Source organism: Chryseobacterium sp. FG46 (genome assembly GCF_057809135.1).
The window spans coordinates 1-15,215 of record NZ_JBMDJJ010000023.1; the positions used below are offsets into that span (position 1 = coordinate 1).

At 37.5% G+C, this 15,215-nt stretch carries 12 protein-coding genes; 6 read left to right on the top strand and 6 right to left on the bottom strand.

Annotation, left to right across the window (positions count from 1 at the left end; genetic code table 11):
* The 4 genes from ACODR7_RS16115 to ACODR7_RS16130 all read right to left on the bottom strand — a co-directional run.
* Nucleotides 1-100: class I lanthipeptide (locus ACODR7_RS16115; protein WP_488840696.1), on the bottom strand; the 100-nt coding region annotated here is incomplete at its 3' end.
* A gap of 55 nt (nucleotides 101-155) precedes the next feature.
* Nucleotides 156-335, bottom strand: coding sequence for a class I lanthipeptide (locus tag ACODR7_RS16120; protein WP_076595229.1), 180 nt, complete (start codon nucleotides 333-335; stop codon nucleotides 156-158).
* Nucleotides 336-423: 88 nt separating this feature from the next.
* Complete coding sequence (locus tag ACODR7_RS16125) at nucleotides 424-2,820, bottom strand: TonB-dependent receptor (protein ID WP_488840589.1); 2,397 nt, start codon at nucleotides 2,818-2,820, stop codon at nucleotides 424-426.
* 66 nt (nucleotides 2,821-2,886) lie between these two features.
* The gene (locus tag ACODR7_RS16130) at nucleotides 2,887-3,531 is read right to left on the bottom strand and encodes a hypothetical protein (RefSeq protein ID WP_488840591.1); all 645 of its coding nucleotides are present in this window, start codon (nucleotides 3,529-3,531) and stop codon (nucleotides 2,887-2,889) included.
* Between the two features lie 125 nt (nucleotides 3,532-3,656).
* On the opposite strand from ACODR7_RS16130, the gene ACODR7_RS16135 reads away from it, so the two are divergent.
* Nucleotides 3,657-4,415, top strand: a complete 759-nt coding sequence (locus ACODR7_RS16135; RefSeq protein ID WP_488840593.1) for a response regulator transcription factor — start codon at nucleotides 3,657-3,659, stop codon at nucleotides 4,413-4,415.
* Nucleotides 4,416-4,434: 19 nt separating this feature from the next.
* Here the strand turns inward: ACODR7_RS16135 and ACODR7_RS16140 are convergent, their stop codons facing one another.
* Together ACODR7_RS16140 and ACODR7_RS16145 are read right to left on the bottom strand one after the other, a co-directional pair.
* Nucleotides 4,435-5,181, bottom strand: coding sequence for a ThiF family adenylyltransferase (locus ACODR7_RS16140; protein WP_488840595.1), 747 nt, complete (start codon nucleotides 5,179-5,181; stop codon nucleotides 4,435-4,437).
* Between the two features lie 202 nt (nucleotides 5,182-5,383).
* Entirely contained in the window at nucleotides 5,384-6,010 is a 627-nt protein-coding gene (locus ACODR7_RS16145; RefSeq protein ID WP_488840597.1) for a helix-turn-helix domain-containing protein, read from the bottom strand.
* A gap of 121 nt (nucleotides 6,011-6,131) precedes the next feature.
* Between ACODR7_RS16145 and ACODR7_RS16150 the strand changes: the two genes are divergently transcribed.
* The 5 genes from ACODR7_RS16150 to ACODR7_RS16170 all read left to right on the top strand — a co-directional run bounded on the left by ACODR7_RS16150 (nucleotide 6,132) and on the right by ACODR7_RS16170 (nucleotide 15,011).
* A complete protein-coding gene (locus tag ACODR7_RS16150) occupies nucleotides 6,132-6,527 on the top strand; it encodes a type III secretion system chaperone family protein (RefSeq protein ID WP_076595237.1) in 396 nt (131 codons plus the stop codon).
* Between the two features lie 19 nt (nucleotides 6,528-6,546).
* Nucleotides 6,547-7,248, top strand: a complete 702-nt coding sequence (locus tag ACODR7_RS16155; protein ID WP_488840599.1) for a PspA/IM30 family protein — start codon at nucleotides 6,547-6,549, stop codon at nucleotides 7,246-7,248.
* A gap of 1 nt (nucleotide 7,249) precedes the next feature.
* On the top strand, nucleotides 7,250-7,906 hold the full coding sequence (locus tag ACODR7_RS16160; protein WP_488840601.1) for a hypothetical protein: 657 nt from the start codon (nucleotides 7,250-7,252) through the stop codon (nucleotides 7,904-7,906).
* 124 nt (nucleotides 7,907-8,030) lie between these two features.
* Nucleotides 8,031-10,052, top strand: a complete 2,022-nt coding sequence (locus ACODR7_RS16165; protein ID WP_136522985.1) for a flotillin family protein — start codon at nucleotides 8,031-8,033, stop codon at nucleotides 10,050-10,052.
* Nucleotides 10,053-10,208: 156 nt separating this feature from the next.
* Nucleotides 10,209-15,011 carry a DNA repair ATPase gene (locus tag ACODR7_RS16170; RefSeq protein WP_488840604.1) on the top strand — a complete coding sequence of 1,601 codons (4,803 nt, stop codon included), beginning with the start codon at nucleotides 10,209-10,211 and terminating at the stop codon, nucleotides 15,009-15,011.
* Nucleotides 15,012-15,215 lie beyond the last annotated feature (204 nt).

The following is a 15,215-nucleotide window of genomic DNA, read 5'->3' on the forward strand; positions in this document are numbered from 1 at the left end:
TGTTAACTCCTCCTTTAAGGCTGTTCATTTGCTCCTCTTGAAGCTTGCTGATTTGCTCTTTGTTGATTTGTAAACCTTTGGTTAATTTAATTTTGTGCATGATGTTTAATTTTTAGATTGTTATTGTTTATTTTAAATGTGATTGGGAGTGCTGATTATTGAGCTGCTCTTGTTTTTACCACTGTGTTTCCACCGCAAGAACACTGTCCGCAAGACTGCGCCGCTGCCTGAAGGCTGTTAACTCCTCCTTTAAGGCTGTTCATTTGCTCCTCTTGAAGCTTGCTGATTTGTTCTTTGTTGATCTGTAGACCTTTGGTTAATTTAATTTTGTGCATGATTTAAAATTTTTAGAATAGTTTGATTGTGGTTATCTTTTCAAGTCATAAAACCTTTATTGGACCCTACTTGCAAGTATATAGTTGATTAATTAATTCTGTTTCTTTCGTCCTCGTTCCCGAAATTTCTCTGCTGTTCAGATTTCAGGTTTTTGTTCCCGAATTTGTAGCTTAAAGAAACTCTCACCCCTCTGGTGTCGCCATAGCTGGTGAAGTCTGTTTTCACTCCGTTAGACTCATAAGTGATCACAGGACGCTGGCCATTCAAAAGATCCATACCGGTAACCGTAAGCGTCAGTTTCTTATCCAGGAGAAGGAATTTCATAGAGACATCCAGAATATTCATAGTTGAGATATGAAAGATCTGATAACGTCCCGGAAGCTGAAGCCCGTAGTTCGCACTGAAGAATAGGGTTTTAGATTTATTCAGTGTAAAATCATTATTTGAATAGAAATAGGCATTATATCCGTCTATTGAACTGATGAAATCTGTTTTGGACTTTACCTTCTGATAATTCACATTAAACCCTGTAAAGCTGTTCCACCATGACCATTTATTAAAATTATAATATGTGGAAACTCCTACCTGATACGTATTGGCATAGTTCAACGGTGTACTTCTGGTGATATTCGTTTCAGGATCCAGAATAGAAAGATCCTGGCTGAAATCTGAGACCTGAGAATAATACACAGAGGATACCCATTTTTGGTTTCTCACATAAGAAAACTCTAGATTATCAATAATAGAAGGCTTTAAAAATGGATTTCCTTCCGAATAATAATAAGGGTTTGTACGCACCACAAACGGATTCAGATAATCGAAATTCGGTCTGCGGATCCTTCTGCTGTAGTTGAGTGAGAAAGAGTTTTTATCATTCGGATTATACGTTACATACGCAGTGGGGAATAATTTCACATAATCATTTTTGTTGGTCTGATTAAGATTGTGAGAATAGCCCGTTGTCTGCGTTGCTTCCATTCTCAGTCCAGCCTGGGTTTCCCATTTTTCGCCCAGCTTTTTGCTTGCAGAAACATATAATGCTTCATTGTGCTCTTTATAGTTAAAAATATTCGACTGATCTGTATTTAAGACCGGCGTTCCGGTTTTACGATCTATAACCACAAGGTCGTTATTGGTATTCGTATAAGTGTATTTCCCCCCGAAGCTTAAAGATGCCCATTTCAGCGGCATTTCCACATCTACTTTTCCGGAATAGTTTTCAATACGGTTCACATTCGTATTCGTTGCCGAGAAAAAGCTTCCCGGAAGAATATTTTTCAGCAGATCCAGCTCATTTCCTGCGTAGAAGTTGTAATCACTTTTTCTATAGTGGAAATAATCAAAATCTGTAGTGATTTTTGTGCCTGCAGAATCCACTTTAAAGGTATTGTACCAGTTAAGAGAATTCATATTGGGTTTATTATTCGCATCCATATCAGAGGTAATGTAGGAGTTAACAGCTCCTGCCGGATTAAATCTTGAGGTAAAAGGACTGTTGGATGAGGTGTTTCTGGTGAAACTACCCAGGTATTTAGCTCCTGTTGTCCATTTATCAGATATTTTGTAATCTACCCCAAGTCCCAGCCCGAGATTGTTCTCTTCGGATTTATTTTTTACATTCAGAATCCATAGCTCATCCGGATAGTAAATCTTACTGTCTGATGTGGTGCGGAGTCTTTGAGAATTCGTATTGGCTGTAACCTGTAATGAGAGTCTGTTTCGGTTGTAATTGAATGCTCCCTGAAGCCCGCCTCCTGCATAGGTTTTCTGGGTATAATTACCGCCGATGTTGGCATTCCAGGAATTAGCTTTTCCTTTTTTAAGTTTGATATTGATCAGTCCGCTGTCCCCTTCTGCATCATACTTTGCAGGTGGGGTAGTAATCACTTCAATAGACTGAATATTATCTGAAGGAATAGATTTTAAGAAGCTTGAAAGATCATCAGGAGACATTCTCTGAATACGGTCGTCAATCATGACCAAAACTTCACCTTTTCCTACAATGGATACTTTCTCATCCTGAATACGAACCAAAGGAGTTGTTTTTAAAGCATCTATTGCTGTCCCTCCCGTAGCCGCAACCGAATTTTCCACATTGAAAACAAGACGGTCTATCTTTCTTTCCACCAGTTTTTTCTTTTTCGTAAGACTGATGGCCTGAATTTCCTGGCTTTCCTGTTGGCTTTCTTTTATTGTATAGCTTCTCGTCACTTCTCCTTCTATATTTTCATTTCCTTCATATACCTTGCTTCCGTTCAGGAAAAATTCCATTTTATAAGAATCTGCTTTGGGAAGTTTAATAGAGAAAAGTCCATTTTCATCAGTAATTGCCGAGAATTTATGGTCTCCTGCCAAAAGAATAACCTCTACGTAAGAAATATTTTTTGCCTTTTCATCAGATACTTTACCGGAAATACTCTGAGCATTAAGTTGAATGCCCATTCCTATGAAGGATAATAACGGTATTAAGTATTTCTTTGTCATGTCTTTTATTTTATGTTTCAAATGTAGAATGTTGTGCTTTGAATGATGCTACACGGAAGTGTAGTTTTAGGCGGTTTGTTGTAATACTACACTTTGGTGTAGGGCGCTTACTTCCTGTGTGGACATCAGGTGATAGTTCTTATCCAGAAACTTTTTCAGCCCGCTATAAGTAAGCATTACAGGGATAGTTTCTGAACCCAGATAATGAATAGGTTCGGCCAATGTAATGGCTTCAATTCCCATAAGCTTAAGAACTTTCAGAAGCTTCGCATCACATTCCGCAATGGCAACCGAGTTTTTATTGCAGCAGACTTCATTGATTGCGTAAGCCATTAGCGTTTTGAAAATTCCGAATCCCGTTTTATCAATTCCTTTTTTAATAGCAAATCTTCCGATATGCCAGATGTTAGTAGTTTTGTTTTTGATAAAAGAAGAAGGATTGATTTGGAAAAGCTTTTCCAATGGAAGGACATCCTTATGGTTCCATTTAAAAACTCTTATAGAACCATTGATCTTTCCTTCGTGATCTCTGGAAACAAAAATCTTAGACTTTTTAAAGTTCTTCTCTTCATGGTAGATATCCTCTACTTCAGCCTTAAACTGATCCGTATCAGAATAGCTTTCATGATGATTAAAATTTTCGGTAACAACAAATTTTGCTAATTCGTATAAGTTTTTATTACTTAAAGAGTAAAAGTTAAGATGTCCCATATTTTTTTTATCTTTATAGTAAAATTATTACACTGAATAGTGGGATAGGCTACACTTTAGTGTAGATTCCTTAAAGTCTACACTAAAGTGTAGTAACCTAAAAACTATACCTTAAAAACTTAACTATGGAAGAGATTGGAAAATTCTTTTCAAATAAAAACAGCATTGATTCGATCTCAGAGTCAGAGAATACTCAGACTTCTGACTACCTTGAGGTCATTAAGGCCTTTGCAAGAATCACCTATATGAGTCTGTATGTCATCGACTATCAGAAACAGAATTTTGAGTATGTATCGGATAATCCTTTATTTCTTTGTGATCATACCCCTAAAGAAGTAGAAACAATGGGCTATGCTTTCTATTTCCGGCATGTGAAAAAAGAAGACCTGGACCTGTTGTTTAAAATCAATGAAGTAGGATTTGAATTCTATGAGAACCTGCCTGTAAATGAAAGGAAATTATACACCATTTCTTACGATTTCCACTTAGTTAATGAAAGTAAGAATACCATTCTTATCAATCATAAGCTGACCCCTCTTTTCTTATCTTCAGAAGGTAAAATGTGGAAAGCGATGTGTATTGTTTCATTATCCCATAACCACGCTTCCGGAAATATCTCTATTGTAAAGCAGGGAACTGATGAAATCTGGAATTATGATCTGAAAGATAGCAGATGGATCAAAGAAGAAAAGGTAAAGCTCTCAGAAAGAGAAGCCGAGATTCTGCGGTTATATGCACAGGGGCTTACCATTAATGAAATTGCGGATAAAATTTACGTGACAGGAGATACCGTAAAGTTCCATAGAAGAAAGCTTTTCGACAAAATGGGAGTAAGTAATATTACAGAAGCGCTATCCTATGCCACCAATTACAAACTGATTTAATCATATAATGCACAAATAGCTATTCGGAAATAGCATTCATATAAAACTGAGGAAAAGTTTTGTAGGTCTTTCCTGTGGCTATTTTGAACATTATATGGGTACACATTCCGGCAACAATCCACGATGCGATCGCTAATTGAGGAGGAGGAAGATTTTCTTTTTCCTTCTTATAATCATCGATGATATTTTCCAGCCACTCATTGGGGGTTCTCCAAAACCGCAGATAACCCGCAATGTACTCTACCATTTTCAGTTCATTAAAATTTTCATCGGAAAGAATGTCTAGCGGAAGACCGCCAGGTTCCAGAACGGCGACTAAACCTCCCCAGCCAAGATTATAGGGATGCAGCACATGTATTCCTCTTTCCTGGCATATTTTGTCAAACACTACAGGAATATTGCTTGAAAAGTCCAATGCGTTAATCGCAATATCGTGATCGCTGATTATTTCATGAACATTTTCAGACGTAATAAATTCACTTCGGTAGCGGATATTGGCATCCGGATTAATGCTTTTCAGCCGATGGTATAAGGTTTCTGCTTTGTAGGAAGAAATATCCTGATGCGTATAGTTTTGTCTGTTCAGATTAGACTGCTCAATAGTATCGCCATCCACAATGGTAATATTTTCAAAACCAAAACGAAGGGCACATTCAGCAATATTACTGCCGATTCCGCTTCCTGCAAGCAAAACAGAAAAATTTTTTATTGCCTGCTGCTCTTCCTGCTGTACGTATAACCTGTTTCGGGAATATTTTGTTTCCATTGTTTCTATTTTAATACAAAAATAGGTGTCTTTGTTCTGATTTTGACTACACGATAGTTTAGTTTTTGTTCTGAAAATCAAAATAAAAGCATGCGAAACATAGATTAAATATAGGATTTTTTAAAATCCTGATTTGTATTATTCAATAAATGGTGATTAAAATGAGATTAAAGGCTTAAACATTCTTTACCGCTTTTACCCGTTAATTTTTGACTTTATCTTCGAGTTTTTCGAGCCTTTCAAAAATATCGGTGAAAATATTTTTATCTGCGGTAGAAACATAGCCTACAATCTTATAATACTGCTGGTCATCAGCATTTTTAATTTTGATGTCGGATAGATATTGCAGACCTCCGTCTTTATATAACACCAGACTTGATAAAGCTTCTTTTTCCGGATCTGTCTTATTTAAAAATAGTATGTCTCCGTAGTGATAATTAAGAAGCAATTGCTTTTCTGCAGTAAATTCATAAACCAAGTCAACGGATGCTAATATTTTTTGCAATATCGGCGAATTTGGATTATTATCTTCCGTTTTAGCCTGTGTTTCCTTGCTGTTTTGAATAGCCAGTTCCGGAAAAAGCATAAGCTGATCAATATCGGAAACGCTTACCAATTGGTTTACCTGGATGATTTCAGTCAGTAATTTATCCAGATTAAGGTTAAAATGATTGGCAACCTTTAATATCGTCTCAATCTTAGGTTCTGCCCGTCCTTCCTCATAAGAGCTTATTACCCCTCTGTTTAAATCAAATAAATCAGCAAAAGCCTTCTGGCTCAGTCCTTTTACCTGTCTTATTTTCTTAATATTAGTTCCAAAGAAGCTCATTTTTGTCTAATCATTTTTGCAAAGATAGAGAATCTGGAACAAATAATTGCTAATAATATTTGCATTTTGAAAGTTTTATTTTATATTTGTGTAGACAAAATAAAACACTAAACCAGCCATTATGAGAAATCAAATATTCAGAACGGTCAAAGAGTGGTTGTTAGATTATGAGTTTAACATCACGCTGGAGGATGAAGCTCAGAGAATCTTAATCATTGAAAAAGAATCCAACGGGATAAAAAATATGATCCTTATCATATCAGATTCTATTCTGATTATGGAACAGTTTCTTTTTGAAATCAAAAACCCATCAGAAAAAATATTCCTGAGACTGCTTCAGAAAAACAGGGACATTGTTCACGGAGCATTTGCATTGGACGGTACAGGAAGGCGTGTGATTTTCAGAGACACACTTCCTACCGATAATATGGCACAAAACGAAGTGATGGCTTCCATCAATTCTCTGGGAATCCTTGTGGGGGAATTTACAACAGAAATGCTGGAAATGAGTAAGTAATTCACAAAAGATATTTAAAATGAACATTTTCAAAAGATTGTTAACAATAGGAAAAGCAGAGATCCATTCTGTGATCGAAAACTTTGAAGACCCAATCAATTTAACGGAACAGGGAATCCGTGAAATGAAAGAACAGCTGACAAAAAGTATAGAAGCACTTGCCCAGTTGAAAGCCCTTGCTATCCGGAAAAAGAATGAAGCAGAGACAGAAGGGCAGACGGCCAAAGATTACTATAATAAAGCTATAGTCATTGTTCAGAAAGCAGAAAAAGGAGAGGTAGAAACGGCAGAAGCAGACCGTCTTGCCAAAGAAGCTCTGAAAAGGCAGACTGTTTCTCAGGAAAATGCAGATGCTCTTCAGAAAGAACATGAAAAACTATATGATGAATGCGAAAAGATGCAGGGAAATATCAACCACCTGAAGTCAAGCATTGCCAAATGGGAAAATGAACTGAAAACCCTGAAAGCAAGAGTTCAGGTAAGTGAAGCCACGAAAGATATCAATCAGAAGATGACCCAGATGGATACCGGAAGCACGGTAAGCATGCTGGAAAAACTGAAGGATCGTGTTGTACAGCAGGAAGCCTTGGCTGAAGCTTATTCTGATCTTTCAAAATCAGGAAAAAGCATTGATGATGAGATAGATGCCATAGTAAACAATAGCGATACAAAGGCTGAAGAAGCTTTAAACAGATTAAAAGAAACACTAAAAAAAGGCTAATATGACCTTTCAGGAATTTTTAAATGTAGCATTTTCTCCGGTGAATACGGTGCTGACAGTTCTTCTTGGGCTTTCAGTGGTGTATTGGCTCTTTACCATTCTTACAGGGCTGGATATCGATGTTGGGATTCATTCCGATCTGGATACAGATGCAGATATAGACGTTCCGGATGGCCATGTTCACACTCCTGATCATGATCCTTCGGCATGGATACATTTCCTGAAATTTCTGAATCTGGATATTGTTCCGGTGACGTATTTTCTTACCCTTTCATTGCTGATCACCTGGCTGGGCTCATTTTATCTGAATTATTTCATTCCACTTCCTACCTGGGCAGGAATACTTATTCTCTTTCCATTAATGATCGGAGGAATGCTATTAACCAGAATAATTTTAAAGCCTCTGAACCCCTTCTTTAAGGAAATCAATCATAAAGGTGAATTATCATATGCCTTTTTAGGAAGAGAAGGGCGCTTAAAATCAAGCATTCAGGATGATAAAATAGGGATGATGGAAGTCTTTATCGGAAGTGATCCTATGACGCTGATGGTAAGAAGTAAAGACGGAAGCAGACTTGAACATGGAAGCCGTGTTATGATTGTAGATGAAGAACCCGAAAAAAGGATTTACTATGTACAACAGTCAATAAGATATTAAAAATAAGAACTAATAACCATGATAACTATTTTTTTGATTCTGATGAACTATATCCTGGACATCATCTGTCAATTTCTATAAAAACAAAAAACACAATCTATATAAACTATAAACTTATAAAACTATGAACTTACCTTTAATTGCTGGAATTGTTGTTGCTGTGGTAGCATCAATCGGATTGATTTTCTGGATTTTATCGATGTATAAAAAAACCGTTCAGGGAATCGTTATTTTAAGAACTGGTTATGGAGGTACAAAAGTCTTCTTTAATGCCGGTATTGTCATTCCCATTATCCATCGTATGGAATCTATGGATATCTCTGTAAAAAAACTGGAGATTTCGAGAGAGGGAAGAGCAGGATTAATCTGCAAAGACAATATGAGAGCAGATATTCAGGTGGCATTTTTTATCCGTGTCAACAAATCAGTGGATGATATCGTGAATGTAGGTCAAACCATTGGCTGTCAGCGTGCTTCTGATGCACAGACGTTGAGGGAACTCTTTGAAGCAAAATTTTCAGAAGCCCTTAAAACGGTAGGAAAGAAATTTGATTTTACAGAATTATATGAAGCAAGAAGTGAATTCCGTCAGGAAATCCTTGATATCATCGGAACAGATCTTAACGGATATGTGCTGGACGACTGCGCCATAGACTACCTTGAGCAGACTTCCATTGATAAATTAGATAAAGACAATATTCTTGATTCTGAAGGGATTAAGAAAATAACAGAACTGACAGCTACTCAGAATATTAAAGCCAACCAGGTTCGTCGTGATGAAGAAAAAACCATTACAAAACAAAATGTAGAAGCCAGAGAAGCCATTCTTGAGCTTGAAAAACAGCTGGCTGAAAAAGAAGAATCTCAAAAAAGAGAGGTCGCCAATATCAAAGCCCGTGAAAATGCAGAAATTCTGAAAGTAGAAGAAGAAGAGCGCCTTAGATACGAAACCGTTCGCATTGCTACAGAAGAAAAACTGCAGATTGCTGAAGAAAATAAACTCCGTCAGGTCGTTATCGCTGCTAAAAATAAAGAACGTGCTGATCTGGTAGAAACCGAAAGAGTATTGAAAGATAAGGCCCTTGAAGCTACAGAAAGAGAAAGAATTGTCTCTCTTGCTCAGATTGAAAAGGAGAAAGCAATAGAGCTGGAGAAGAAAAGTATTCAGGATGCGATCCGTGAACGTTTGACAATGGAAAAAACCGTTGTAGAAGAGCAGCAGGGAATCAAAGATCTGGAAGCCTTCAAAACAGCAGAAAGAAATAAGCAGGTAGAAATTACCGTTGCTACTCAGGAAGCAGAGAAAAAACTGATTGAAGAAACAAGAGCCGCAGAATCCCGCAGATTGGCAGCAGAAAAAGATGCACAGAAATATGTCATTGAAGCCCAGGCGAAAAGAGATGCAGCCGAAAAAGAAGCAGAAGCCCGTAAGATCATTGCAGATGCCAAAGCAAAAGAAGAAGCAACCGTAGGATTGTCAGAAGCTCAGGTAATGCATGCAAAAGCAGATGCTGCGGAAAGACAGGGAGTTGCAGAAGCTACAGTGATTGAGAAAAAAGCAGATGCCAATAAAAAAGAAGGAATTGCCCAGGCAGAAGTCATCAAAGAAAAAGCACTGGCAGAAGCAGCAGGAATTACTGAGAAAGCAGAAGCCATGAAGAAACTAAACGATGCCGGTAAAGACCACGAAGAATTCCGTCTTCAGCTTGCCAAAGAAAAAGATGTGGAACTGGCTCAGATTGCTATTCAGAAAGATATCGCAGAAGCACAATCTATGGTATTGGCAGAAGCCTTCAAATCTGCAAAAATTGATATCGTAGGAGGAGATAATACTTTCTTCGACAATGTTATCAGACAGGTTTCTGCAGGAAAAGGACTGGATAAATTCATCAGCCACAGCGAAAACGCGCAGATTGTAAAAGAAAACCTTCTGGGTGATGGGGAAAACATCATCGGAAAAGTGATGGGAATGGTAGATAAATACAAAATCTCATCTGATGACATCAAAAATATGAGCATTGCTTCTTTGATCTTTAAACTGAATGGCGTTGCCTCTCAGCAGGAAAAAGGAATTCTGGAAAGAGCGCTGGATATGGCTAAACACCTGGGTGTGGAAAACAAGCCGGTGAACAATAATCATATTTGATGCAAGAGTGCTTTAGATACTTTAAGAGATTCTAAACCTCAAACCTTATAGGTTTTTAAAACCTATAAGGTTTATATCAAAAAAAATTTTCAAAGTACCACAAGTTATACAAAGATCTGCTGTGAGACAGCAGTGATGACAACCTAAATAAAAACGATGTCAGAACAACTTAATTCCGGAACTTACGAAATTATTCAGAACCGTTTAAATGAGCAGAAGAATAACCTGATTCAGAGACTTCAGCAGCTTAATGAAAACCGCAAAAATATATTTGGCGGGGTAGATTTCTTACTTATTGCCAATGAAAGAATTTCAACGGATCACAGCTGTATAGCCAAAGATATCTATTCACTGGGTGATCACCTGATATTCGGGTTTAATGCCCATCTGGGACTTCAGACGGAAATCAATATTTCGGACGTTTTTTCAATATATACAATTAATAATGACCGGTTTGAACCTCAGGATCAAACCCTGATCAATGATGAGGTTTTCATTGATGAGTTCAAAGACCTTTACAAATATTACAGAAATACTTTCTTTGCCAGGTTTACCTTCACTGAAAACTATCTGTATATGGTTTTCCAGCTGTCCGAAAGTACCACAGATATCAAAGCCTTTAAATGGCTGATCAAAGAAAATCAACTGGTCTATGTAGACTCAAGAAGTGCTTCCGAGACCTCTTACCCTCAGCAGCATGGTTTTGCATGGACAAAGGCAACAAGAGATATGCAGAGATCCGGGAAACATCCTCACATTTCTTTAGCAGATAAAGTTTTCGTAGAAAGTATTGGTGGAGATATTACCATTAAAGTAGAAGACAATACAGATACAGGAAAAGGAATTTACTCCGAAGATGTCATTCATAAAGATCAGAATCTGGACGACGCTGAGATTCATTTCTGTGATCTCGATAATCTTGTTTTGTTTAAAATAAAACCCTATCAGGAAACGGAACGCTATTTCATTTATAATCACAAGGAAAAAACCGTTTCCAGAGCAGATGCTCTTAAATATTCAGGGCTTTTGCTTCCGGAAAATCAAGGGGTATTATTTTCAAACGGATATGCGCTTCAGACCGGAGGATTAAAAGTAATTTCTCAGGATCAGAACAGACTTTACTATCTCAAAACGATTATTGAGCCTAACGGAGAAAATTTTTTATACGTTTTCTACGATGATAAAACCAACAATTATCAGTTGATTTCTTATAATATCATCACCCAAACCATCGAAATACCAATCCGATGCAGTGGATTTACGTTTCTCAATGATGGAAAACTTATTTATCTCAGAGAAAGTATTGAAACCACTAAGCATCATCTGGCTCAGATCTGGCAGACTCCTTTTTCTAAAGAACTGCTGCCTAATGCGGAAAAAGCAGACAGTTTACTTTACAAAATAGGAAATAAAGATATTGTAAGAGTAATGGCAGAGAGTCAGGAGCTGATCACTCTTTTGAATAAAAAAGACTCTTACAGTGGTTTGTATGATGATATTGTAAAGCTTTCCACCTTTATTCTGGATACTTATTATTTCCTTGGTGAAGATGAAGTTCAGAAACTGGATCAGCCATTGAAAGAGATCAGAGCGATTGCGCATTCAGCCATCAATGAGTACGAAAAAGTAGTGGAGCAGAGGAAAAATACAGAGGAAACTTTAGAAAAAATAAAGTTGTCCTGTGATAAAATTCTTGATGATACCAAAAGGCTTCACTATTCTCAGCTTACTGAATATATTGATGCCCTTTCTCAGATCAGAGCCTTAAGAGGAGAAGTGACAGGAGCAAGAGAGCTTAAATATGCAGACACTGCTTTGCTGGATAAATTGGAAAAATCCCTTGCAGACCGCTATGCAGAATTGTCAAATGCCTGTGTGGGATTTCTGCTTCAGGAGGGAGCATTATTACCTTATCAAGAAAGAGCGGAGAAGATTTCCGAAGATATTATTGGTCTGCAGAAAGCCATTGATGCCAAAACAATTGAAGAAGATATCAATCTCCTTTCCGGGCAGCTGGAATTGTTGGTGGATATTGTCAATAACCTTAAAATTGAAGACACCTCGCAATCTACCCAGATTATTGAAAACATATCTCTGATTTTTGCGAGGCTGAATAAGGAAAGGCTGGAGCTCAGCAAAAGGAAAAGAGAAATTTCAGGAAAAGAACTCGCTTCAGATTTTCAGGCTCAGATTACCCTGTTTGACCAATCGGTGATCAATTTTCTGGAACTTTCGCAAACTCCGGAAAAATGTGATGAATATCTCACCAAACTTTCCATCCAGTTGGAAGAAATGGAAACGAAATTTATTGATTTCGAAGAATTTATCCAGCAGATAGGAACTAAAAGAGAAGAAGTTTACGGACATTTCCAGAATAAAAGAGTACAACTTACCGAAACACGAAATAAAAGGACTCAGAATCTTTTTGATGCTGCGCAGAGAATCCTGAAATCTGTACAGACCAAAGCAGAATCTTTTGACTCTGAAAATGAGATCAACGGTTACTTTGCAGCTGATCTGATGGTGGAGAAAGTGAAGGATCTTTCAAGACAGCTTGCAGAGCTGGAAGATTCAGCAAAATCTGAGGAAATTCAGGCACTGTTAAAAACATTACAACAAGAAGCGGTAAGAAAGCTTAAAGATAAAAAAGAGATCTATGCAGACGGAGAAAGCGTCATTGCATTGGGAGACTATAAATTTGCAGTCAATCAGCAGAAGCTGGATCTTACTTTGGTGCTTAGAAATGCTCAATATTACTATCACCTTACCGGAACAAGCTTTTATGAACCTTTGAATTTCACAGCAGATGAATTCAAAGAAGTATGGAATCAGGAATTTGTATCAGAAAATAACAATGTAAAAAGATTTGAATACCTAGCCTGGAATGTGTTTTCCGCTCACAGGGAAATAACTTCAGAGGCTGAAAACGAAAAGGCTGTACAGCAGTTTACAGCAGAGCATTTCGGAGAAGGATTGGTAAAAGGAATTCATGATAAAGATGCTGAGACAATTGTATTGAAACTTCAGCAGATGCACAATGAATTGGGACTGATGAGGTTTACTGCACAGGAAAGAGCACTGGCACAGCTTTTCTGGTTTTTCCTGGAAAGTGAAAGAAAAGAATATTATACCAAACAGTTTGAAGCAGCCGCTATTATTGCTCAATCATTCACTGTAAAACAGGGATTTGAGTATTTAATCAGAGAAATTTCGGAGGAAATGAAATCTTTTGCATCGGCCCATGGTGTTTTTAAAGAAACGGATTGTATCAATGCTGCCATATACCTTAAACAGGAAGACAAAGAAAACTTCCTGATCTCAGAAAAAGCGGCCGGATTGTATGAACTTTTCATGAAAGAACTGAAGGGAAAAGGCAAAGACCTGGAGTTTATCAGCCAGTTGCAACCGATGTATCAATACCCTCAGGCGTGTTATTATATTGCGGAAAGCGCGCTAAAATCCTTTAATTCAGAGGCTGGCCAAGATATTATACAGGAGGCAGCAGTATTTATCATCAGTCAGAAGTTTGATCCGAATAATATCAAATACATTTCTTATGAAGTCACCATAAAAGAGCTGAAGTCTCTTGAAAAAGATACGGAATACCATCTTAGCTACTTTGAATTTGTATCCCGTCTTAGTCATTTTAATACGGTTACCGTTCCTAAATACAAACAGCTTCAGGAATTGAAGTACAACTGGGTGGATGAAAAGAAAAAAGCGTTGAAACTTGATACTTTCAAACCTCAGGTATTGAGTTCATTTGTTAGAAATAAACTGATCAATGATGTCTATTTCCCTCTGATAGGAGCCAACCTTGCCAAGCAGCTGGGAACTGCAGGATTAGACAAAAGAACAGACAGAATGGGAATGCTTCTTCTGGTCTCTCCGCCTGGATATGGAAAAACTACCCTGATGGAATATATGGCTGAAAGAATGGGACTGGTCTTCATGAAGATCAACGGACCGTCGTTAGGATATGATATCGTATCAACAGATCCATCCGAAGCCAAAAATGCTGGGGCGAGACAGGAACTTGAAAAACTGAATCTCGCCCTGGAAATGGGAGATAATGTCATGCTTTATCTTGATGACATTCAGCATTGTAATCCTGAGTTTTTACAGAAATTTATTTCACTGGCAGATGGACAGAGAAAAATTGAAGGAATCTACAACGGAGAAAGTAAAACATATGACCTTCGATCCAAGAGATTCTGTCTCGTAATGGCAGGAAATCCTTATACAGAGAGTGGAGAAAAATTTAAAATTCCGGATATGCTGGCCAATCGTTCAGATACTTACAACTTAGGAGAAATATCCGGATCAAAAACAGATCTTTTCGACCTGAGTCTTATTGAAAATGCGCTGATGTCCAACGAATATCTGACCAGACTGACCAATCCGGGAATTGAAAACCTGTATGAGCTTTATGATTGTGTGATTACAGATCATCCTGCTGACAACCTGAAAGGAAACTTCAGCTCCAGTGAGATATCGGATTTCAGAGCAGTACTGAAAAACACAATCAGGGTAAGAAATATGGTGCTGAAGGTAAACAAAGAATATATTGCCTCTGCAGCCATGTCAGACGATTACAGAAATGAACCCTCATTCAAGCTGCAGGGATCGTATCGTAATATGAATAAACTGATAACACAGATACAGCCTATCCTGAAAGACAATGAAGTTACTCAGATCGTCCTGGATCACTATCAGAATGAATCTCAGACGCTGACAACAGGGGCAGAAGCCAATATGTTGAAACTGAAAGAACTGATAGGAATTCTCTCAGAAGAAGAAACCGAACGCTGGAATGAGATCAGAAAAACCTTTGTTAAAAATAAAACCTTAAAGGGTCTTGGAGAAAATGATAGAATGTCCCAGATTGTAGCGCTGCTTGCCCAATTTGGAGATGGATTGGAAGGAATCAAAGAAGCCCTGAAAAAAGCAGAACAATAACCATGAGACTTTAAATAGTTGCAACAGGCTGTTTCGGAAGAAACAGTCTGTTTTTTATTTCTACGCTATTATCAATTCGATGAATTAGATTTCTTCAAGAGAAAATCTGCTTTATCTGCGAGAATAAAAGATCAAATAAAAAAATCTGTATCCATAATATTCTATAGTTCTGTATCTGTATCCAAAATGAAATACTCCATAATT